The organism is Bacillus sp. FSL R7-0672, from assembly GCF_038601465.1.
Classification (GTDB): Bacteria; Bacillota; Bacilli; order Bacillales; family Bacillaceae; genus Bacillus; species Bacillus pumilus.
Window position 1 is genome coordinate 961,336 of sequence record NZ_CP152010.1, and the last position, 20,842, is coordinate 982,177.

Consider the following 20,842-nt stretch of genomic DNA (forward strand, 5'->3'; position numbering starts at 1 on the left):
AATGAACATGGGGGTACCAGATGCAGGACAAAATCATTAATCGTTTGATAGAAGACGAACATGTGCAGGCACCAGTGATTGGCATCGGTGTTTCGCCGTTTGAACAGCATCATCTTGAGGCTTTTTTTCAATCATTTCCACATGAACTAAATGCCTCTTTTATTGTTGTGCAAAATCATGTGACGGGCGATTGTATAACTGATTTGGAAGCACTTGTTTTACCGATTGGCTACCGGGCAAAAACGATTAAACATGGTGAGAAAGTCATGAAGAAGACGATTTATTTTTGTCCACAGCATGCGGTTGTGACGTTAACAGAAGATCAGCGGCTGCACCTATCAGAGCAGCTGCCTCCGTGCATGGCTTGCTCTGTGGATTTGCTTTTTCAGTCTCTCGCCAGCGTTCAAAAGGAGGAGGCTTTTGCGATTTTCTTTCAAAAAGGTCATTGTGTGGGAAGTGGCTTGCTTCAGTTGGTTGAGCAGGGCGGTACAGCTTTATCGTGCAGCGAGGTAGAAAGTGGTTTTGACACCTTGTATCAACAAACATTCAAAGACCCTTCCACCCTTGCGGCATATATCGCCAATATCATTAACGTTCCGCACATCGATGAGGCAGATCCTGTATTACTGAGAATTATTGAACGTCTTGAAATGTATAAAGGCATTGCCTTTTCAACCTATCAAAAGAAAAGGCTGCTATCTGACATTCAAAAACGAATGAGGATTGCAAAAAAACGGATTTCATTATTAGCAGAGTACGACTGCTTATTAGAAAGAGAACCAGATGAGCTTGACCTACTGCACGTACAGCTTCTAAGCGGCATGACATCTTTTTTTAGGGATATGGAGGCTTTTCATGTATGTGAACATCAGATCATTCCGTCGATCATTGAAAATGCGGTGAAAAACGGGAAATCTCGATGCCGTATTTGGATTGCTGGATGTTCGACAGGAGAGGAAGCCTATTCTTTTACGATCTTATTTTTAGAAGAAATGAAGAGAAGACAAGTGACCATTGAACTTCAAGTATTTGCAACAGATATCAACCGAAAAGCCATTCAAACAGCTAGTAAAGGTCTTTACTCAGTAGAGTCTATGGCAAGGATGCCGGAAAAATGGCGGGCGCGATATTTCGAAAGGAAAGGTGACGCTTTTATTGTGAAGCAGTCGCTTAGAAAACATATTGTTTTTGCACCTCACAATTTATTGATCGATTCACCTTTTATCCACCTCGATTTTATCAGTTGCCGAAATGTTCTGATGTACTTCCAGCCTGAAGTGCAAAAACGAGTATTGTCCCGATTCCAATATGCATTAAAAGATCAAGGGATGTTGATATTAGGGCCAAATGAAACTGTACCCAATATCCCTCGTTTGTTTCATTTGTTCAATGAAAAATGGAACATTTACACCCATTCAAACGTTTCAAAACCACATGTTCCTTGGACACCAGACGCTCGTGATATCGAGTTGAAAGCGCGAGCCGAACAATATATGCAAGAAGTAAGCAAGGATTATGATGCATGTATGATCATCAATGATAGTGATAAAATCCTGGCAGTATCAAAGGGTGCGTATTCTTTTTTAGACCATACAGAAGTGTCAGATCAATCATGTGAATATGTGACACCTGATTATATGAAAGAGATGCTCAGTCAAACCTTTCAAAAGGTGTGGACAGACGAGACAGAGGTTGTGTTTCAACATGTTCTCATTTCGGAAAAAGGCAGCAAGCAGTATGCAGATTTTACCGTGAAAAGTTTTGACCGCCGTTTTAAGGGAGTTTACGTCATTCTCATTCGAATGAATGAGAGAGGAAAAAATCAAAAGAACGGCAGGGACATAGGGATGTCAGATCAGAATTCAGTCTATCAACAGCGTATTGTCGATTTAGAAAATGAACTCAATGAAGTCAAACAAAAGGAGCAGGAGGCAAGGGCTCAATTAAAAGCAAAACACACGCAATTAGAGGAGTTTGAGAAAAAACACGAGCATTATATAAATATCATAAACAACTTGAGGGTGACAAGAGAAGAACTGTACAGACCCTCTGTCAAGCCGGAGCTTGCAACGCTGTTTGTGGACAGGGACATGAATATTCGCTATTACACTCCTACAGCTGCCTCTTTATTTACTTCTGCGAAAATCAGACATCAGCAATCCTTTCGGTCGATGGCTAAAAAGCTTACGCAGGAAACGCTCTATCATGATATCCAATCCGTCATCTCGGATAGGCGCGCGATCGAACGTGAAATTGAAACGAACGAAGGCGAGCAATTCACCGTTCACATCACACCCATCTTCGATGAAGAACATGAAGGAGCAGTGATGACTTGGATTAAAATGACTGAAGTAACGAAAATCAAGCAGTCGCTTCATCTAGCGGTGACGGCACTTGATAACAGCCATATTCATATTGTTGTGGCAACTGAGGAAGGAGTCATCCAATGCGTGAATCAGCGTTTCTGTCAGTTTGTCCAGCAACATGAATTTGACCTGATCGGCAAAGATATTTTTTCTGTCTATCATTCGCTATGTCAATGTGATGATTTAGAGAAGCAATGGAAGGTTTGTTTAAGAGAGGGCAGCTGGACAGGTGAGCTGTACTTTCAAGATTTATCTGGACGCGAACGATGGGAGAGAGTCTCTTTACATCGAATCGATGACCCTGACAAAATGCAGTCAACCGTCATGCGGATTTCAGAGGATATCACCAATCAAAAGCAGTCAGAGAAGATGCTGATGAAATCAGAGATGCTGTCAGCAGTAGGGCAGCTTGCAGCAGGCATCGCTCATGAGATACGGAACCCGCTGACCTCATTAAAAGGATTTTTACAGCTGATGATTCAAAGTAAAAAGTATCAGAAAGATTATGCAGATGTGATGATGTCAGAGTTTAATCGGCTCGAGTCAATTATTAATGAATTCCTCGTTCTTTCTAGAAGCAAATCGGTGAAATTTGAACCGGTACATGTCAATCTTCTGCTCGAAGAAGTGATCATGGTCGTTGAATCCCAGGCGGTCTTAAAAGGTGTTTCCATTCAGAAAAAGCTGTCTCCGTCGCTCCCTAACATTCAAGGCATTCCGAATGAACTGAAACAAGTCTTCCTAAACATCCTTAAAAACGGAATAGAAGCGATGGATGGTGTGACAGGCGTCATCAAGGTGACCTCTCTCATGAAAGATCATCAAATGATGTTGATATTTGAAGACCAAGGAAAGGGAATACCAGAGGACGAAATAGGGAAACTCGGTGAACCATTTTATACAACAAAAGAAAAGGGGACAGGCCTTGGTTTAATGATGACCATTAAAATCATTGAAAGCCATGGCGGCACCATTCGTTTTGAAAGCAAAAACTTTGAGGGGACACGAGTAATTATTACCTTTCCAATGAGTTAAAAAGACAAGTTTTACATGAAATCCATTCAACATCAATATTTACTTTGTACACTATGAGAGATGAAGCGCAAAGGGGAGAAGTCTAATGAAACGAATGCTATCTATTCGAATGATTTGTTGTTTGGTTTTGGTGATCTTTAGTTTGCAATCCTTATTGCCTGGTATGTCCGCAAGGAGCGAGGTCAATGCATCTGAAAAGAAAGAAATGGTGTGGAAACAAAAAAAGATTGTGCACATCAAAAAAGCCCGTCAGCTCATAGGAGAGACTGTGACAGTGAGCGGAATTGTGACAGCAGATCAATCAGCTGTAGGCAATGGGAAACTGTCCACATACATTCAAGACAAATCAGCTGGAATCAATGTTTATTCAGCGCAGCCCAATCACTTCCCGGAACTAAAAGCAGGGATGAAGGTGACAGTGACTGGTAAAATTACGTCTTATAAAGGACTGATTGAAATTGTGCCAGATCAAGGCAGTCTGAAGATAGATGCTGTGAACCAAACCTTGCCAAAGGCGAAGCGAGTGTCTGTGAAGCAGCTAGAAACGGAACAAGCAGGTAAGCATGAAGGAAGATTAGTGAAGGTCAAAGGTTATGTAGAAACAAAACCAACGCAGCCGGCTGGCGGAGGATACAATGTGGTGATCATTGATAAAAAATATCACAGCACCACTCTGAGAGTGATGGTCGATACGAATACAATTGATAAAGTAAAGACAGGAAAATGGTACGAGTTTACAGGGGTGTTAAGCAGGTATGATACGTTGCAGTTGCTTCCAAGACATAAGGATGATATCAACCTGCTGAAACGTCAGCCAAAGCCGCCAAAGATGAAGAAAGAATACAAAGCAACGGTTGACCGTGTGGTGGATGGAGATACGATTCATCTAAAGAAGCCCGTTCTAGGTACAACAAAGGTGCGTTTTGTGAATATGGACACGCCGGAAACGTATCATCAGCCAAAAAGTGAACTAGACAAAAACCAATTGCGTTTTGGACAGCAAGCGACTGACTATTTAAAAACACTACTTTCAAGCGGTGACCAAGTCACATTAAAGATTGGTCCTGAAGCGAAAGATAACTATGGACGTCTTTTAGCTCAAGTGAAAACCAAAAAAGGGTTAAATACAAATCTAGAGCTTGTGAAAAAAGGATATGCCCCTACTTATTTCATCTGGCCAGTTGGAGATGAAAAGGACTATCATACGTTTCAAAAAGCAGTAAAAGAAGCAAAGGAAAAAGGACTGGGCATATGGAACGAAGCGGATCCTCTGCTGGAACAGCCATTTGAATTTAGAGCACGTGAACAGAAAAAAGGACTGACACGCTATGTTGGTGATTCATCTGTCAAAACCTACGTGTCCCCTGACAAATGGAAAGAAATCGATGTGGATAAACGGATCTTTTTTGCTTCCAAAGAAGAAGCAGAGCAGGCTGGTTATCAGCCGGCAAAGGATGCGGACGACGTACCATTAACGATTTTAAGTTTGAATGATTTACACGGTAAAATTGATCAAGAATACGAATTGGATCTAAAAGATGATGGCAATAAAGGCATGTATGGGCGGATGGATTATGTCGCGGCCTATATGAAGCAAAAACAAGCAGCGCACAAAAATACGATCACGGTCCATGCTGGAGATATGATTGGCGGGAGCTCTCCAATATCTTCTCTTCTGCAAGATGAACCAACCGTTGAACTCATGGAGAACATTGGCTTTGATGTCGGCACGGTCGGCAACCATGAATTCGATGAAGGCGTAGACGAGCTATTGCGTATCTTAAATGGCGGAGATCATCCTAAAGGCACAAAAGGGTATGACGGACAGAACTTTCCGCTCGTTTGTGCGAACTGTGAATACAAGGATACTGGCAAACCGCTTTTACCGGCTTATGAAATCATCGATGTCGAAGGAATCCCAGTCGCATTTATCGGCGTTGTGACCAAGTCAGCCGCAGGAATGGTCATGCCAGAAGGGATTAAAGACATTCAGTTTACAGATGAAGTCAAAGCTGTGAATGAAGCCACGAAGGAATTAAAACAAAAAGGAGTTAAAGCTATAGCGGTTTTAGCTCATATGACAGCCTCTCAAAATGGCGATACGATCACCGGGGAGAGTGTAAAGCTTGCCAAAGAAGGTGATGATGAAATTGACGTCATCTTTGCAGGGCATAATCACGAAGTGGTCAATGGAGAGGTCAATGGAAAATTAATTGTGCAAGCCTTTGAATACGGGAAGGCGATTGGCGAAGTTAATGTGACACTTGACCGTAAAACGAAGGATATCGTCAAAAAAAGTGCGAATATCCAGTATGTAGATCAATCTGATATAGAAAAGGACAAGGAAGCAGCAGACATCTTGGCTCATTACGGGAAAGAAGTGGAGCCGATTATTAGTGAGGTTGTTGGAGAAGCCGGGGTCAAAATGGAAGGCGGCTATTCAAATGATGGAGACACGCCGCTTGGTAATTTGATTGCGGATGGTATGAGATATTCAATGAAAAGTGACTTTGCCATGATGAATGGAGGCGGCATTAGGCAAAACCTTGAAAAAGGGCCGATAACATGGGGAGATCTCTTTAATATTCAGCCATTTGGCAACGTTTTAGTCAAACTAGAGATCAAGGGAAAAGACTTAGTAGAGATCATAGAAGCACAAATTTCTCCGCAATTTGGACCAGATTATAGCATTTCAGGCTTTTCATATTCCTATGATCCTGTAACATATAAAGTAGTCGACTTGAAGCTGCCAGATGGTTCAGCCGTAGCTCTCGATCAAACGTATACACTCACTGTGAATAACTTCATGGCAACTGCAACTGGCAGTAAATATGCACCAATAGGCAGGCTTGGGCAAAACCCTGAAACAGGCCCAGAAGACTTAGAAGCCACTGTCGATTTTGTGAAAAGCTTTGAGGGAGCTTCCATTGTGTATCAAAAAGAAGGACGAATTCAAAAAGCAAAACAAGAAGAAAAAGCAGCAAGCTAAAAAGCAGCAAGCTAAAAAGCAGCAAGCTAAAAAAGCGTATCATCTAAGAGAAACGTAACAGGCAAAGGAGTTTAAACATGAAAAAGTGGCTTGCACTGACTGTGATGACAGCCGGGATTGTGCTGCTCGGCTGGGGAATTTGGCAAATCGCCTCTACTCATCTTCAAACAGCCCAATCATTAGACGAAGCGAAGAAGGTCGTGGCGGACGATCAAGGGATGTCCAAGAAGCAGTTTGCTCCAGAAGTGGGGAAAGCTTCTGGCATCCTGACGATTCCAAAATTAAAAGCAGACCTTCCCATTGTCGAAGGGACGGATGCGGATGACCTAGCAAAGGGAGTAGGACACTACAAAGGCAGTTATTATCCTGATCAAAATGGACAAATCGTCCTTTCTGGCCATCGTGACACGGTGTTTCGGCGGACAGGCGAACTGGATATTGGAGATCAGCTGAAAATCACTGTGCCGTATGGTGAATTTATATATGAAATCACACATACGAAAATTGTTGATCAGCATGATACATCCATCATTACGTTGCAGAATGAAAAGGAAGAGCTGGTCTTAACCACATGCTATCCTTTTCATTTCGTCGGCAATGCGCCAGAGCGGTATATTATTTATGCAAAAAGAGTGTCTGAATAAAGAAAAAGAGCCTGCTTTCATACGCAGGCTCTTTTGTTAATGGATGATTTGACTCATGAGCTGGTCCATATCAGGTGGGAGAGGTGCTTCGATGATCAGATGCTCACCTGTAAAAGGATGTTTCATGTCTACTTGCTTGGCGTGAAGAGCACACCTGTTGATGTAATCACGAACTCCGTCATATAATGTATCCCCAGCTAGTGGATGCCCGAGACTGCTCAGGTGGACACGAATTTGATGCGTTCTACCCGTTTCTAATTGAAGTTTAACGGCTGTCAGTTGCAGACGTTTATTCATGTCCATGACCTGAAAATGAGTCACAGCTTTTTGCCCATTAGGGGAGATTCTTCGTCTGACTGCATGGTGTTTGTCACGGCCGATCCCTGCATCGATGGTGCCTTTCTTTTTTTTGAAAAGTCCCTCTGCGATGGCGATGTATGTGCGTTTGATTGTTTTTTTAGAAAGCATTTGATCAAGAGCTGCATGGGCTAACCTATGCTTTGCAAAAATGACGGTACCGCTCGTGTCTTGATCTAGCCTGTGGATATGTCTTACCCGCTTTTCTTCTCCATTTGCTTGAAAATGGAATGCCACAAGATTTGCCAGTGTGCCTGTTTGTCCTTGTTCATTCGGATGAGTTGGCCGGCCGGCCGGTTTTTGCACAATTAATAAATGCTCGTCCTCAAAGAGTACCTCTAATTCACCGTATTCCGGTGTTACATCACTTTCTTCTGTTTCAAATAAATCAATGATGATCTGATCGCCTTGACTGACTTTAGCCGCGTGATGGGCAGGCTTTTGATTTAAACGAACTTTTTGATGCTCCATCCAAAAATGAATAATCGGTTTTGATGCAGAGACGGCTGTCTTTAAAAAATGACTGAGTGAAGTGTGATGATACTGCTCGTCTACTTTGAGTGAGAGCGTGTGTCCTTTTATGATCATGATATCCTTTCCTCTCTATGGGTATATATAGGAAACACTTACCTTGGCGAACGCCTTTTTTTCTGTGCTATTCTGAATGGAGAATAACGACAGAGAGGTAGATGTCACGTGAGATTAATGAAAGCTGCTACAGACCTGCAAGAGCAGGCAATTGAAGAAATATCAAAGGATGTTGAAGATCTTCTTTCTCATGCTGTCAATGGACAGCAACGGGATATGCGTCAAAAAGATCGCTCCCTTACCTTTATTGATGGCGTATATAACGGGACGATGGACGATGCTTTTCGTATTTTATCGGGACTTCAGCTATTACATACCATCATTGTAAAACCGAAACGTCATCTCACCAAACGAGATCGTGAACTATTCGAACGAAACCGTGAGCAGGTCAATGCCTGCGGCTTTTCTTTTCCGTTTGATCTAGACGATTTTGCCAGCCGTCACCTTCAAAATGCGTAAAAGATGGTGTGAACTTCCTTGTTAACTTACAAGGACCTCGCACATACTATTTTTAAGGGAACGGAGAAACCTTTAAGATCTGTAATACCAAACCCGCTCTTTTTCAACATCGCCTATTTCTCCACGAATCGGAGCGCTTGGATCTCTTGCAGAATGAACCGAACACGAGTAGGAGCCTGACAAAACGGTGCAGGCTCCTTTTATACATAATCATTTTAGCAGACATTCATCTTTGAAAGTCAATTTTATTCACGATATGATAGCATTGAGTATATCTTTAAGACTTTTGTAAAAAAGGAGTGGCCTCGTTGGTAAAGGCGATTATATTTGATTTTGACGGATTAATTTTAGATACAGAAACACATGAATATGAGGTTTTACAAGAAATGTTTGCGGAGCATGAGTCAGATCTGCCTCTTTCCGTATGGGGCAAGGTCATTGGTACGCAGGCAGGCTTTAAGCCATTTGAATATTTGGAAAAGCAGCTAGGGAAGACGCTGGATCATGAGACACTCACAGCAGATCGGCGTTCTCGTTTTCAAAAAAGAATGAAGGACGAATCAGCAAGACCTGGTGTAGAAGCTTATTTAGAAGCAGCAAAGGAGCTGGGGATCAAGATTGGACTTGCTTCCAGCTCAGACTATAAATGGGTGTCTGATCACCTGAAGCAGATTGGTCTTTTCGACTATTTTGAATGTATCCGCACGTCAGATGATGTGGAAGAAGTGAAACCAAATCCAGAGCTCTATTTGCAAACCGCACGCTGCTTAGGGGTAGAGCCAAAAGATTGTGTGGCATTTGAGGATTCTGTAAATGGATCAGTAGCTGCCAAACGGGCAGGTATGAAATGTGTCATCGTCCCAAACAAAGTGACGAGCACGCTGCAATTTGAAGAATATGATGTCAGATTAGAATCCATGGCTGAAATCGAATTGCTCCAGCTATTCCATCAGCTTGAAAAAGAGGATCAGTAAGGGGGCAAATACATCATGGCAGAAAAACTAGACTTAACGCGGTTTGAAAAAAGAATAGTGATCCGTAATATCCATGAAGAGGATATTGATCGAATCATTTCCTTACAAGAGGTATGTTTTCCGGGCATGGATCCTTGGAAACGGGAGCATCTTGAAAGCCACCTTGAGCATTTCCCAGAAGGACAGTTTTGTGCTGAATTCGAGGGGGAAATCATTGGCTCTTGTTCAAGTTTATTAATTAACTTTGATGAATACGATGATCGCCACACGTGGCAGGACATTACAGATGATGGGTACATCACAAACCATAATCCTGATGGGATGAATATGTACGGAATCGAAGTCATGGTGAGTCCTGAGTACCGCCGCATGAAAATTGGACATCGTTTGTATGAAGCAAGAAAAGACTTAGCAAGAAGATTAAATTTAAAAAGCATCATCATTGGCGGACGCATTCCGAATTATCATAAATACCAAGAGGAAATGACGCCTCGCCAGTATGTAGAGCAGGTCACGATTCACCAAATCTATGATCCCGTTTTATCTTTTCAGCTGTTAAATGAATTTAGTCTCATGCGGATCAATCCGAATTACTTGCCGGATGATAAAGCATCCAGCACATATGCCACGTTAATGGAATGGAACAATGTCGATTATCGCCCGCAATCGAAAAGATATTTTAAATCGGCATTCCCTGTTCGAATTTGTGTGATTCAATATGCGATGAAACAAATTCACTCCTTTGAAGAATTTATGAATCAGGTCGAGTATTATGTGGATGTCGCATCAGATGCATCAGCTGACTTTGCGGTATTCCCAGAAATTTTCACGACGCAGCTCATGTCTTATTTAGAAGAGCGGTCACCAAGTCTTGCTGTGCAGCGAATCACGGAATATACCGAGGACTACATTAATTTGTTCACAGACCTTTCTGTGAAATATAACATTAATATCATCGGCGGGTCCCACTTTGTAGAGGAGGAAGGGAAAATCTACAATATCGCCTATTTATTTAGACGTGATGGAACGATTGAAAAGCAATATAAGCTTCACATCACGCCGAATGAAAGAAAATGGTGGGGGATTTCAGCTGGTGACCAGGTTCGGGTATTTGATACGGACTGCGGCAAAATTGCGATCCAAATTTGCTACGATATTGAATTCCCTGAGCTTGCACGGATCGCAGCTGACAAAGGAGCGAAAATTATTTTCACTCCGTTCTGTACAGAAGACCGCCAAGGCTATTTAAGAGTACGTTACTGTGCACAGGCGAGAGCGGTTGAAAACCAGATTTATACCGTCATCTCGGGAACAGTTGGCAACCTTCCGCAAACCGAAAATATGGATGTTCAATATGCGCAATCGGCTATATTTGCCCCATCAGACTTTGAATTTGCAAGAGATGGGATTGTAGGAGAGTGTAATCCAAACATTGAGATGGTCGTCGTAGGTGATGTCGATTTAGAAATTTTAAGAAGACAAAGGCAAGATGGGACCGTACGTCAGCTGAAAGACCGAAGAAGAGACGTGTACCATATTGAATATAAGAAATAATGAAAAGAAGCGCCTATTGTTGAGGCGCTACTTTTTGATGACATCAGATTTTTTCAATTGCCAAAGGGATGCTGGAGAAAAAGCTGAATATACTGAAAGGAGATTATGTGTTCAAAAAGGAGAGGAACATGGGGCGACAATCTAAACATCTGTATATCAATTTGCCGGTAAATCATGTGAAGGAATCTATCGCTTTTTTTGAGCAGCTGGGCTTTGACTTTGAGCAGCAGTTCACGAATGATCAGGCGGCCTGTTTGGTCATTGATGACACGATCACCGTCATGCTGTTATCTCTTAGGCATTTTCAATCCATCTCAGAGAAACAATTAGTGGATGCAAAAAAGGCATCAGAGGTGATTATCTCTATGCGTGTTCATTCACGAGAAGAGGTCGATGAGCTTGTCGAGAAGGCAATGGCGGCAGGTGGTTCACCGTTTAAGGAGAAGCAGGATCATGAATTCATGTATGGATGGAGCTTTCAGGATCTTGATGGTCATTTGTGGGAAGTGTTTTATATGGATGAGGAAAGAAGCGGCCTTTCATAAGGGTGCTTCTTTTTTATTGTTTATCAGTGGTATGATAATGAGGAGCAGAAGGAATCTGGAATTCAACTAGAGAAAAGTAGGTGCAGCATGGAGTTTTTACTTGTCTTACTGCCAGTGTTCGGCATATTCCTGATCGGGTATATCGGGCAGAAGGCGATTGGTTTTGACATACATACGCTCTCATCAATGTCTTTATATTTAATGTCACCATTTCTTGCGTTTGAAACCTTTTATCAAAACAAAGTGTCGATGGACTATGTGTATTTATCCATTTTTGTTGTCGGGCTTTGTCTTGCACTTATTTTATGTGTTTTTATTTTATCTCGTATTTATGGGTATTCGAATGAAACGTATTGCGCCATGATTCTGTCGTCAGCTTTTATGAACAATGGAAACTATGGCACGCCTGTTGTGCTGCTTGTCTTCGGAGCCGCAGGTTTGGATATTGCGATTGTGTTGATGGTGCTGCAGCAGCTTGTCATGAGTACAATCGGCATGTATTATGCAGCAAAGGGCGGAGAGGATGCGGGAGATGGAAAGGTCGTCTTGAAAAAAGTGCTGCGTATGCCGGTTGCTTACGGGGCACTCATCGGTCTATTATTTCAGCTGATTGATCTTTCATTACCTAAAGAGCTGATGACGGGTATTCAGCTTGTCGGGAATGCTGCCATACCGACGATTATGCTTATTTTAGGTATGCAGCTTGCTGTGATCTCTTTTAAGCAAGTGGATTATCGCAATATTTCTTATGCTGTATTGCTGAAGCTGTTTATCTCCCCACTTATTGCATTTGGCTTTACGCTTATTTTACCGGTAGATGATATGGTGAAACAAATTATGATCTTAGTGGCAGCCATGCCGACAGCAGCAAATACCACGCTGATGGCTGTACAATTTCGAACGAAGCCTGAGTTTGTTTCAAGCACGACATTTCTCAGTACAATCTTAAGTATCGTGACATTACCAGTTTTATTATGGATTTTATCCATGCACCCTCTGGGATAGGGGATAGGCGGCAAACAAAGGGGGACATATGAATGAATGTAGATGTTCATTTCCAAGTGAGTGACGTGTTGAAAACGAAGCATTTTGCGCATGCAAAAGTGTTAGCAGGGGAAAAAGGATTGTTTCGGCAGGTCAAATGGATACATGTGTTAGAAGTGCCTGATGTAGAAGATTTATTAAATGGAGGCGAGCTGATATTAACGACAGCCGCAGGCTTCCATGATCAACTGGATGTGTTTCAAGCGTTTTTACGACAGCTGATTGATTCAGGGGCGGCCGGCTTGTGTATTGAATTTGTTCCGCTAAGATTCGAAGTGCCGGAAGAATTACTGACTTATGCAGAAGAAAGAGATTTTCCACTTATTCTGTTTACAAAAGAAGTGAAGTTCGTCAACATCACGCAGCATCTTCATACGATGATGATCGAGCGTCAGTATCAAATGATGGCTGATTTAGAAGCACTATCATCAAAGCTGAATGAGCTTTTACTGACCCCGCATCCGCAGATGGATATTTTGGATCAAGTGTATCAGCACGTAAGGGGGATTCTTTTACTCCTCCCTGTTCAGGGCGAGCCGATTATTTTATGTGATTCTTCCAAACAAACGGAAGAACTGGTCATGAATTATTTGCAGTTTGCTTCCGTGCCAAAAGGATACGAAGTGACACAAAAACAAGTGCTTGCGCTCAAACAAACATTTGCAGATCTTGTGCTCATTCATCAAGCGGACATGCTCTCTGAATTCGAACTGCTTGTGATGGATAAAGGAGCGAATGCTCTAGCCCAGCAAACATTAAGAGAGCTTTATTCAGAAGAGCTGAAGAAGACAAAAGAAATTGAATGGCTGCAAAAATGGTTTCAAGAAGAGCATACAGAACAAGAGATCATAGAGCACCTTGAAGAAACAGAAGGGATGAAAAAGCCAACTGGCTGCGTAGTCTTGCTCTTTCAAAAGCATCATCAAATTGAAGAAATCGCAGGGAATCTTTACTTTCTTGTCTCTTGCCGCTCCATTTTTCAGCGTGCGGGTTTCCATCTGATTGCATATGAGTATCAAGAACAAACCTTGTTTATTTTATTAAACACGAGAAAGAAAGAGGACTGGAAAGAGCGTGCAGAAAAGGCTGCAAACGACATCAAACAATTGTATGACCGAGAGCAGCCCCGAGGGGACGAGATCAATTTTGGTATCGGGCAATATTGTGAAAAGTTTCAGCACATGAGAAAAAGCTTTCAAGCAGCCAAAGAAGTGCTACATTTAAAAAAAGTGATGCCTCAGCGGGTGGAAAGTCCATTTTACCAAGATCTACATATGCTCCGTCTCATGCCTATGATGAAGGAAAGCGGTCTGCTTGAATGTATGGTGAAAGAGTATTTAGAGCCCGTGATTTTATACGATAATCAAAATAACGGGAGACTCTATCAAACGCTGAATATCTTTTTACAGACAAACGGTTCTAAAAAAGAAACCGCAAGCCAGCTTTATATTGTCAGGCAAACCCTTTATCATAGACTGGATAAACTGCATGCCTTGCTCGGTGAGGATATGATGCAGGCGCCGAAACGACAGGCGCTTGAATTTGCGATTCTTGCTTATGAATTCCTGCAAGGAAATCGACGTTAGCGGAGTGTGTTCCATTTTGCCAAGGCATCAAGAAAAATGTCTTATGCTCGTGCTCAATCAGTTGACGATCTGTCTAATGTAATCGGCCTGACCCCTTTTTTATAATGAAAGTAACGATTGGTAGTTTCATATGCCTCACGTTTCATCCATATAATGAATGGAGAGGCAATGTGCTGCTGAATTGGTCTAAGCTTCTTTAATGATGAAAACGGATACATGGGGGCGGGAAGATGAAAATACATGAGCAGGCTCAAAATCTTCAGGCAAAAGATGATCAGTTGATCTGGCATCAAATGAAAGGAACAAACAAGGAAAATGAAAGTATGGTCATTCACGAGGCAGAAGGCGCATGGGTGACAGATATTCATGGAAATCGTTATTTAGACGGGATGTCAGGCCTTTGGTGTGTAAATGCCGGATATGGCCGGAAAGAGCTTGCAGAAGCGGCGTATAAGCAATTAAAGACAATGCCTTACTATCCGCTTACACAAAGCCACGTGTCGGCGATTCAGCTGGCTGAAAAGCTAAATGAGTGGCTTGGCGGGGACTATGTCATCTTCTTTTCTAACAGCGGTTCTGAAGCCAATGAAGCTGCATTTAAAATGGCCAAACAATATCATGCGCAAAAAGGAGAGAGTGCTAGGACAAAGTTCATCTCCCGGTACCGGTCGTATCACGGCAATACAGCAGCTGCTCTTGCTGCAACCGGTCAAGCGCAGCGTAAATATAAATATGAACCATTAGGTCAGGGCTTTATTCATGTCGCACCGCCTGATGTGTATCGTCATCCTGAGGATCAAGAGAATTTGGCAAGTGCTGCGGCCATTGATCAGGCCATGACGTGGGAACTAAGTGAGACGATAGCAGGGGTCATTATGGAGCCGATCATTACGGGCGGAGGTATCCTAATGCCGCCAAAAGGGTATTTGAAGAAGGTCAAAGACATCTGTGAAGCTCATGGAGCGCTCCTCATTGTAGATGAAGTCATCTGCGGATTTGGCCGGACAGGGAAGCGGTTTGGTTTTATGCATGAGGAAGTAAAGCCGGATATTATCACCATGGCAAAAGGGATCACAAGCGGCTATTTACCGCTTTCTGCAACGTGCGTGAAACGAGAAATCTATGAAGCCTATGCAGGAGAAGATACGTATGACAGGCTGCGTCATGTGAATACATTTGGCGGGCACCCTGCTTCCTGTGCGGTGGCACTTGCCAACCTAGAGATTATGGAAAACGAGCAATTAGTTGAACGGTCCGATGCGCTCGGCCGGGATATGCTTGAACGTTTGCAAGAGTTAAAAGAACACCCATTTGTCGGAGATGTCAGAGGAAAAGGCTTGCTGTTTGGCATAGAGCTTGTTCAGGATCAACAATCCAAAAAGCCAGCTGAGCCACATGTCGTCGGTCAATTGATTGCTGAATGTAAAAAACGCGGACTGATCATCGGGAAAAATGGGGATACAGTGGCGGGCTATAATAACGTTGCCCAGCTTGCACCGCCGCTTAATATAACAGATGATGACGCCTCATTTATCATCAATACCTTAAAAGAAAGCATGGCACAGCTATAGCAGAGAACTTCTCTGCTTTTTTTATGGAATAAAAGTTTGCTTTCCATCATTTTGAGCTAGTTCTATGAAGATGATGTGAGATGAAATCGGTATTGGGCACACTAGGTGTATTGAAAAATAGAAGAGTTTCAATTACTGTTAGGAGAAGACTGATCCAATACACTTTTGAAGGAGACGGCTTATGAGTTTTCATGATCAACCCATTTTACCTGCTGTACGCAATATGAAGCAATTTGAGGAATTTTTAAAAAGCCCATTTACATATGGTGTTTTACTTGATGTTCACTTAGGCCGGCTTAAGGGCATCATGAATGAGGCAAATGCTCATCACAAAAAAATGTTTGTCCATGTCGATCTCATTCACGGGATTAAACATGATGAGTATGGAACGGAATTTATTTGTCAGGAAATGAAGCCAGCAGGAATAATTTCTACTAGGTCTTCTGTCATAGTAAAAGCCAAGCAAAAAAAGGTATATGCCATTCAGCGAATGTTTTTACTTGATACGAGTGCCATGGAAAAAAGCATGGAGTTCGTTGGGAAACATCGTCCAGATTTTATTGAAGTATTGCCGGGCGTCGTGCCAGATTTAATTACAGAAGTGCGCGAGCGAACTGGGATCCCGATTTTTGCAGGCGGATTTATCCGTACAAAAGAAGATGTAGAAAGAGCGCTTGAAGCAGGGGCTACAGCTGTGACGACCTCAAATACCACCCTTTGGAAAGCGTTCCAAAAGTGAAAAGATAAAATGTGAATATTTATTGACAACGTTTTCATCCTCTGATACTATTGCACTAAGTTAATATCATGTGATGGAGAAACGGAGATCCACAACAACGCTTTACTAGGTGACAAATGACCCTGATGTAAAGTATGTTTGTTGTGGATCTTTTTCTTTATCTTTTCTACACATTCATAGGGGATGGCAACTGAACCAGAGGAGGAATTTTTCATGACACCATTTTGGGGAGAAGTCGTAGGTACAATGCTGCTCATTATTTTTGGGGGCGGTGTGTGTGCGGCAGTTAATTTAAAGAAATCACTCGCATATCAATCCGGCTGGATTGTAATCGCTTTCGGATGGGGATTTGCAGTAGCCATTGCAGCATATGCAACTGGTGGAATTAGCGGAGCGCATTTAAACCCTGCACTCACAATTGGGCTTGCGCTAGAAGGAAGTTTTCCTTGGGCTGATGTTCCAATGTATATTGTTGGTCAAATGCTTGGTGCACTAATAGGGGCTACTATTGTCTTTTTACATTACTTACCGCACTGGAAAGCAACAGATGATCCAGGTGCAAAGCTAGGCGTATTCTCAACTGGTCCTGCGATTCCGCATACTTTTGCAAACGTGCTTAGTGAAGTCATCGGTACATTTGTATTGGTTCTAGGAATCTTAGCGATTGGTGCAAATAAATTTGCAGACGGAGTCAATCCGCTGATTGTTGGTTTCTTAATTGTTGCAATTGGTCTTTCTTTAGGTGGAACAACTGGTTATGCAATTAACCCTGCACGTGATTTAGGTCCAAGAATCGCACATGCGATCTTGCCAATTCCAGGGAAAGGCCCATCGAACTGGAAGTATGCTTGGGTGCCAGTCGTTGGTCCAATTTTAGGCGGCGCATTTGGCGGTGTTTTCTACAATGCAGCCTTTAAAGCGAACGTCACACCAGCCTTTTGGATTGTAAGCGTTATTTTAGTTGTGGTATTGTTAGGACTCTATATCACTACGAAAAACCAAACAAATGCTGTAAATGAAAGTATGTAAGGGGAGGAAAACATCATGACAAAAGAAAAATATATTCTTGCATTAGATCAAGGGACAACAAGCACAAGAGCGATCTTATTTGATCAAGAAGGCAAAATTGCACATACAACTCAGAAGGAATTTAATCAATATTTTCCGAACCCAGGCTGGGTAGAACACAATGCAAATGAAATTTGGAGCTCTGTTCTATCGGTCATTTCAACTGCTTTAATTGAATCAGGAATTGAAGCAGACCAAATCGCTGGTATCGGAATTACGAACCAACGTGAGACAGCGGTTGTTTGGGATAAACATACAGGCGCACCTATTTACAATGCAATTGTTTGGCAGTCAAGACAAACATCTGGCATTTGTGAAGAGTTAAAAGCGCAAGGACACAGTGAAACGTTTAGAAATAAAACAGGTCTTCTCATCGATGCTTATTTCTCAGGTACAAAAGTAAAATGGATATTAGACAATGTAGAAGGTGCCCGTGAGAAAGCAGAAAATGGCGACTTACTGTTTGGCACAATCGATACTTGGCTTATTTGGAAGATGACAGGCGGTAAATCACACGTCACAGATTACTCCAATGCATCAAGAACATTAATGTTCAATATTTACGATCTGAAATGGGATGAAGAATTACTTGATATCCTTGGCGTACCTGCTTCTATGCTTCCTGAGGTGAAACCATCTTCACACATTTATGGTGAAACAACAGACTATCACTTCTTTGGCAGAAATATTCCGATTGCAGGAGCGGCGGGAGATCAGCAGGCTGCTTTATTCGGTCAGGCTTGCTTTGAAGAAGGAATGGCGAAGAACACATATGGTACAGGATGTTTCATGTTGATGAATACAGGGGAAAAAGCCATTAAGTCGGATCATGGTTTATTAACGACGATTGCATGGGGCATTGACGGCAAAGTTGAATATGCTTTAGAAGGAAGTATTTTCGTTGCTGGCTCAGCGATTCAGTGGCTGCGTGATGGACTCAGAATGTTTAAAGACTCGAAAGACAGCGAAGCTTATGCAGAGCGCGTTGAGTCAACAGATGGCGTATACGTCGTTCCGGCATTCGTTGGTCTAGGCACACCATACTGGGATAGTGATGTCAGAGGCGCTGTATTCGGGTTAACACGCGGTACTTCTAAAGAGCACTTTGTCCGTGCAACGTTAGAATCACTTGCTTATCAAACGAAAGATGTGTTAGATGCGATGGAAAAGGATTCAAACATTTCATTAAAAACATTGCGTGTGGATGGCGGAGCTGTAAAAAATGATTTCTTAATGGGCTTCCAAAGTGATTTACTGGATGTGCCTGTAGAGCGTCCAGAAATTAATGAAACGACGGCACTCGGTGCGGCCTATCTTGCGGGAATAGCAGTTGGCTTCTGGAACGACCGTTCAGACATTGCAAAACAATGGAACCTTGACAAGCGCTTTGATCCTAAGATGGAAGAAGGCAGCCGTGACTCGTTATACAGCGGGTGGAAAAAGGCTGTAAAAGCAGCTCAAGCTTTCAAATAAACCAAAAGTATGGTATACTTCAATTAAGTTAATAGAACGGTTGGAGAACTGGAGAGACCGCAGGCACCGAAGTGTAGAAATACGCTTTGGGTGTTTGCGGTCTCTTTTTCTTTACCGTACAACATGGGAGGAACAAGAGATGACTTTTTCTAGCTTAGAAAGAGAACAAATGCTGCAGGAAATGACAAAAAAACCATATGATGTGTTTATCATTGGTGGGGGTATTACAGGCGCGGGTACAGCACTTGATGCGGCTTCACGGGGAATGCGCGTCGGTCTTGCAGAAATGCAGGATTTCGCAGCAGGTACATCTAGCCGCTCAACGAAACTAGTGCACGGTGGACTTCGTTATTTAAAACAATTTGAAGTAAAAATGGTCGCAGAGGTCGGTAAAGAGCGTGCCATTGTATACGAAAACGGTCCTCATGTAACAACACCAGAATGGATGCTTCTGCCGATGCATAAAGGCGGGACATTCGGTAAGTTTTCAACATCCATTGGGCTTAGAGTGTATGACTTTTTAGCTGGCGTCAAGCATAGCGAACGCAGAAGCATGCTGAGCGCGAAGGAAACACTTGCAAAAGAACCGCTTGTGAAAAAGGACGGCTTAAAAGGCGGTGGCTACTATGTTGAATACCGTACGGACGATGCACGCCTTACAATCGAAGTCATGAAAGAGGCTGTGAAATTCGGAGCAGAAGCGGTCAACTATGCGAAAGTAAAAGAATTTATTTATGATAAAGGCAAAGTTGTCGGTGTTGTCATTGAAGATGTCATGACGGAGAAAACCTACGATGTATATGCGAAGAAAATCGTCAATGCGACAGGTCCATGGGTCGATCAACTAAGAGACAAGGATCACTCAAAAGAAGGGAAGCACTTACAGCATACAAAAGGTATTCACTTAGTATTCGACCAATCAGTCTTCCCATTAAAACAAGCGATCTACTTTGACACACCTGATAAACGGATGGTCTTTGCGATTCCAAGAGAAGGAAAAACGTACGTTGGAACAACAGATACAGTGTACAAAAAGCAGTTGGAACATCCGCGTATGACAAAAGCAGATCGAGATTATGTCATCAAAGCGATTCAATACATGTTCCCTGATCTCAATATTACAGAAAAAGATGTTGAATCTAACTGGGCTGGTCTTCGTCCACTCATTCATGAAGAGGGCAAAGACCCTTCAGAAATTTCTCGTAAGGATGAAGTATGGACATCATCTTCAGGCTTAATCACCATTGCTGGCGGTAAATTAACAGGCTACCGCAAAATGGCTGAGCACATTGTGAATCTTGTACGTGATGGACTGAAAGAAGAAACAGGCAAAGACTTCGGGCCATGTAAAACAAAGCATATGCCAATTTCAGGCGGTCATGTAGGCGGATCTAAAAATATGGCTGCCTTTGTCCAAGCGAAAACAGCAGAAGGAGCATCTGTTGGTTTAACAGAACCGATTGCTCAAAAACTCGCCGAAAAATATGGCTCAAACGTCAGCAGTCTCTTCAAGCGTGTAGAGCAGCTTCAAGGTGAAGCAGACAAACGAAATATTCCAGCGTATGTACTCGCAGAGCTTATCTATGCAATCGAAGAAGAATTAGCTGTTACTCCTGTCGATTTCTTCTTAAGAAGAACAGGAAGCCTACTATTTAATATCAACTGGGCAAAAAAATATGCACAGCCTGTTGCTGATTATATGGCAGAGCGTTTTGGCTGGGATGAAGCAGTAAAACAGAAGCATCAAACAGAATTAGATCAACTATTCCATGAAGCAGTTGTACCGCTTGATGCTGAATAAAAGAAAAGCCGATCATGTATCGGCTTTTCAGCGTGTAGACAAACCCTCG

At 42.5% G+C, this 20,842-nt stretch carries 15 protein-coding genes; 14 read left to right on the top strand and 1 reads right to left on the bottom strand.

All coding sequences use genetic code 11. The annotated features are described in order from the left end of the window. The first annotated feature begins 20 nt into the window (after positions 1-20). The 3 genes from MKY18_RS04650 to MKY18_RS04660 all read left to right on the top strand — a co-directional run bounded on the left by MKY18_RS04650 (position 21) and on the right by MKY18_RS04660 (position 7,034). On the top strand, positions 21-3,401 hold the full coding sequence (locus MKY18_RS04650) for a CheR family methyltransferase (protein ID WP_342497756.1): 3,381 nt from the start codon (positions 21-23) through the stop codon (positions 3,399-3,401). Between the two features lie 85 nt (positions 3,402-3,486). Then, positions 3,487-6,390 (top strand): 5'-nucleotidase C-terminal domain-containing protein, encoded by a 2,904-nt coding sequence (locus tag MKY18_RS04655; RefSeq protein WP_185107636.1) that lies wholly within the window; start codon positions 3,487-3,489, stop codon positions 6,388-6,390. A 77-nt stretch (positions 6,391-6,467) separates the two neighbouring features. After that, positions 6,468-7,034, top strand: a complete 567-nt coding sequence (locus MKY18_RS04660; protein WP_185107634.1) for a class D sortase — start codon at positions 6,468-6,470, stop codon at positions 7,032-7,034. A gap of 36 nt (positions 7,035-7,070) precedes the next feature. Here MKY18_RS04660 and MKY18_RS04665 read toward each other — a convergent pair whose 3' ends face one another. After that, on the bottom strand, positions 7,071-7,979 hold the full coding sequence (locus MKY18_RS04665) for an RluA family pseudouridine synthase (protein ID WP_113768343.1): 909 nt from the start codon (positions 7,977-7,979) through the stop codon (positions 7,071-7,073). A 108-nt stretch (positions 7,980-8,087) separates the two neighbouring features. On the opposite strand from MKY18_RS04665, the gene MKY18_RS04670 reads away from it, so the two are divergent. The 11 genes from MKY18_RS04670 to glpD all read left to right on the top strand — a co-directional run bounded on the left by MKY18_RS04670 (position 8,088) and on the right by glpD (position 20,793). Further along, positions 8,088-8,438: a DUF5365 family protein gene (locus MKY18_RS04670; RefSeq protein ID WP_003212251.1), complete on the top strand. Its 351-nt coding sequence runs from the start codon at positions 8,088-8,090 to the stop codon at positions 8,436-8,438. Between the two features lie 308 nt (positions 8,439-8,746). Next, positions 8,747-9,412, top strand: a complete 666-nt coding sequence (locus tag MKY18_RS04675) for an HAD family hydrolase (protein WP_003211898.1) — start codon at positions 8,747-8,749, stop codon at positions 9,410-9,412. Positions 9,413-9,427: 15 nt separating this feature from the next. Beyond that, a complete protein-coding gene (locus MKY18_RS04680) occupies positions 9,428-10,966 on the top strand; it encodes a bifunctional GNAT family N-acetyltransferase/carbon-nitrogen hydrolase family protein (RefSeq protein WP_044140640.1) in 1,539 nt (512 codons plus the stop codon). A gap of 128 nt (positions 10,967-11,094) precedes the next feature. Then, entirely contained in the window at positions 11,095-11,511 is a 417-nt protein-coding gene (locus MKY18_RS04685; protein ID WP_034620024.1) for a VOC family protein, read from the top strand. A gap of 87 nt (positions 11,512-11,598) precedes the next feature. Continuing rightward, positions 11,599-12,516, top strand: a complete 918-nt coding sequence (locus tag MKY18_RS04690) for an AEC family transporter (protein WP_003212117.1) — start codon at positions 11,599-11,601, stop codon at positions 12,514-12,516. Between the two features lie 32 nt (positions 12,517-12,548). After that, positions 12,549-14,141: a PucR family transcriptional regulator gene (locus tag MKY18_RS04695; protein WP_185107630.1), complete on the top strand. Its 1,593-nt coding sequence runs from the start codon at positions 12,549-12,551 to the stop codon at positions 14,139-14,141. A 230-nt stretch (positions 14,142-14,371) separates the two neighbouring features. Then, a complete protein-coding gene (locus MKY18_RS04700; RefSeq protein ID WP_185107629.1) occupies positions 14,372-15,712 on the top strand; it encodes an aspartate aminotransferase family protein in 1,341 nt (446 codons plus the stop codon). 181 nt (positions 15,713-15,893) lie between these two features. After that, positions 15,894-16,451, top strand: a complete 558-nt coding sequence (locus MKY18_RS04705) for a glycerol-3-phosphate responsive antiterminator (RefSeq protein ID WP_003212480.1) — start codon at positions 15,894-15,896, stop codon at positions 16,449-16,451. Between the two features lie 213 nt (positions 16,452-16,664). Next, positions 16,665-17,480, top strand: coding sequence for an MIP/aquaporin family protein (locus MKY18_RS04710; RefSeq protein WP_003211784.1), 816 nt, complete (start codon positions 16,665-16,667; stop codon positions 17,478-17,480). Positions 17,481-17,495: 15 nt separating this feature from the next. Further along, positions 17,496-18,992, top strand: coding sequence for a glycerol kinase GlpK (gene glpK, locus MKY18_RS04715; protein ID WP_106064894.1), 1,497 nt, complete (start codon positions 17,496-17,498; stop codon positions 18,990-18,992). Between the two features lie 139 nt (positions 18,993-19,131). Continuing rightward, positions 19,132-20,793 (top strand): glycerol-3-phosphate dehydrogenase, encoded by a 1,662-nt coding sequence (gene glpD / locus MKY18_RS04720; protein WP_342497757.1) that lies wholly within the window; start codon positions 19,132-19,134, stop codon positions 20,791-20,793. The last annotated feature ends 49 nt before the right edge of the window (positions 20,794-20,842 follow it).

Coding starts and splice junctions, on each gene's coding strand:
- glpK (WP_106064894.1), top strand. CDS start 17,496: ATGACAAAAGAAAAATATATTCTTGCATTAGATCAAGGGACAACAAGC.
- MKY18_RS04665 (WP_113768343.1), bottom strand. CDS start 7,979: ATGATCATAAAAGGACACACGCTCTCACTCAAAGTAGACGAGCAGTAT.
- MKY18_RS04685 (WP_034620024.1), top strand. CDS start 11,095: ATGGGGCGACAATCTAAACATCTGTATATCAATTTGCCGGTAAATCAT.
- MKY18_RS04695 (WP_185107630.1), top strand. CDS start 12,549: ATGAATGTAGATGTTCATTTCCAAGTGAGTGACGTGTTGAAAACGAAG.
- MKY18_RS04690 (WP_003212117.1), top strand. CDS start 11,599: ATGGAGTTTTTACTTGTCTTACTGCCAGTGTTCGGCATATTCCTGATC.
- MKY18_RS04705 (WP_003212480.1), top strand. CDS start 15,894: ATGAGTTTTCATGATCAACCCATTTTACCTGCTGTACGCAATATGAAG.
- MKY18_RS04660 (WP_185107634.1), top strand. CDS start 6,468: ATGAAAAAGTGGCTTGCACTGACTGTGATGACAGCCGGGATTGTGCTG.
- MKY18_RS04655 (WP_185107636.1), top strand. CDS start 3,487: ATGAAACGAATGCTATCTATTCGAATGATTTGTTGTTTGGTTTTGGTG.
- MKY18_RS04680 (WP_044140640.1), top strand. CDS start 9,428: ATGGCAGAAAAACTAGACTTAACGCGGTTTGAAAAAAGAATAGTGATC.
- MKY18_RS04700 (WP_185107629.1), top strand. CDS start 14,372: ATGAAAATACATGAGCAGGCTCAAAATCTTCAGGCAAAAGATGATCAG.
- MKY18_RS04650 (WP_342497756.1), top strand. CDS start 21: ATGCAGGACAAAATCATTAATCGTTTGATAGAAGACGAACATGTGCAG.
- glpD (WP_342497757.1), top strand. CDS start 19,132: ATGACTTTTTCTAGCTTAGAAAGAGAACAAATGCTGCAGGAAATGACA.
- MKY18_RS04710 (WP_003211784.1), top strand. CDS start 16,665: ATGACACCATTTTGGGGAGAAGTCGTAGGTACAATGCTGCTCATTATT.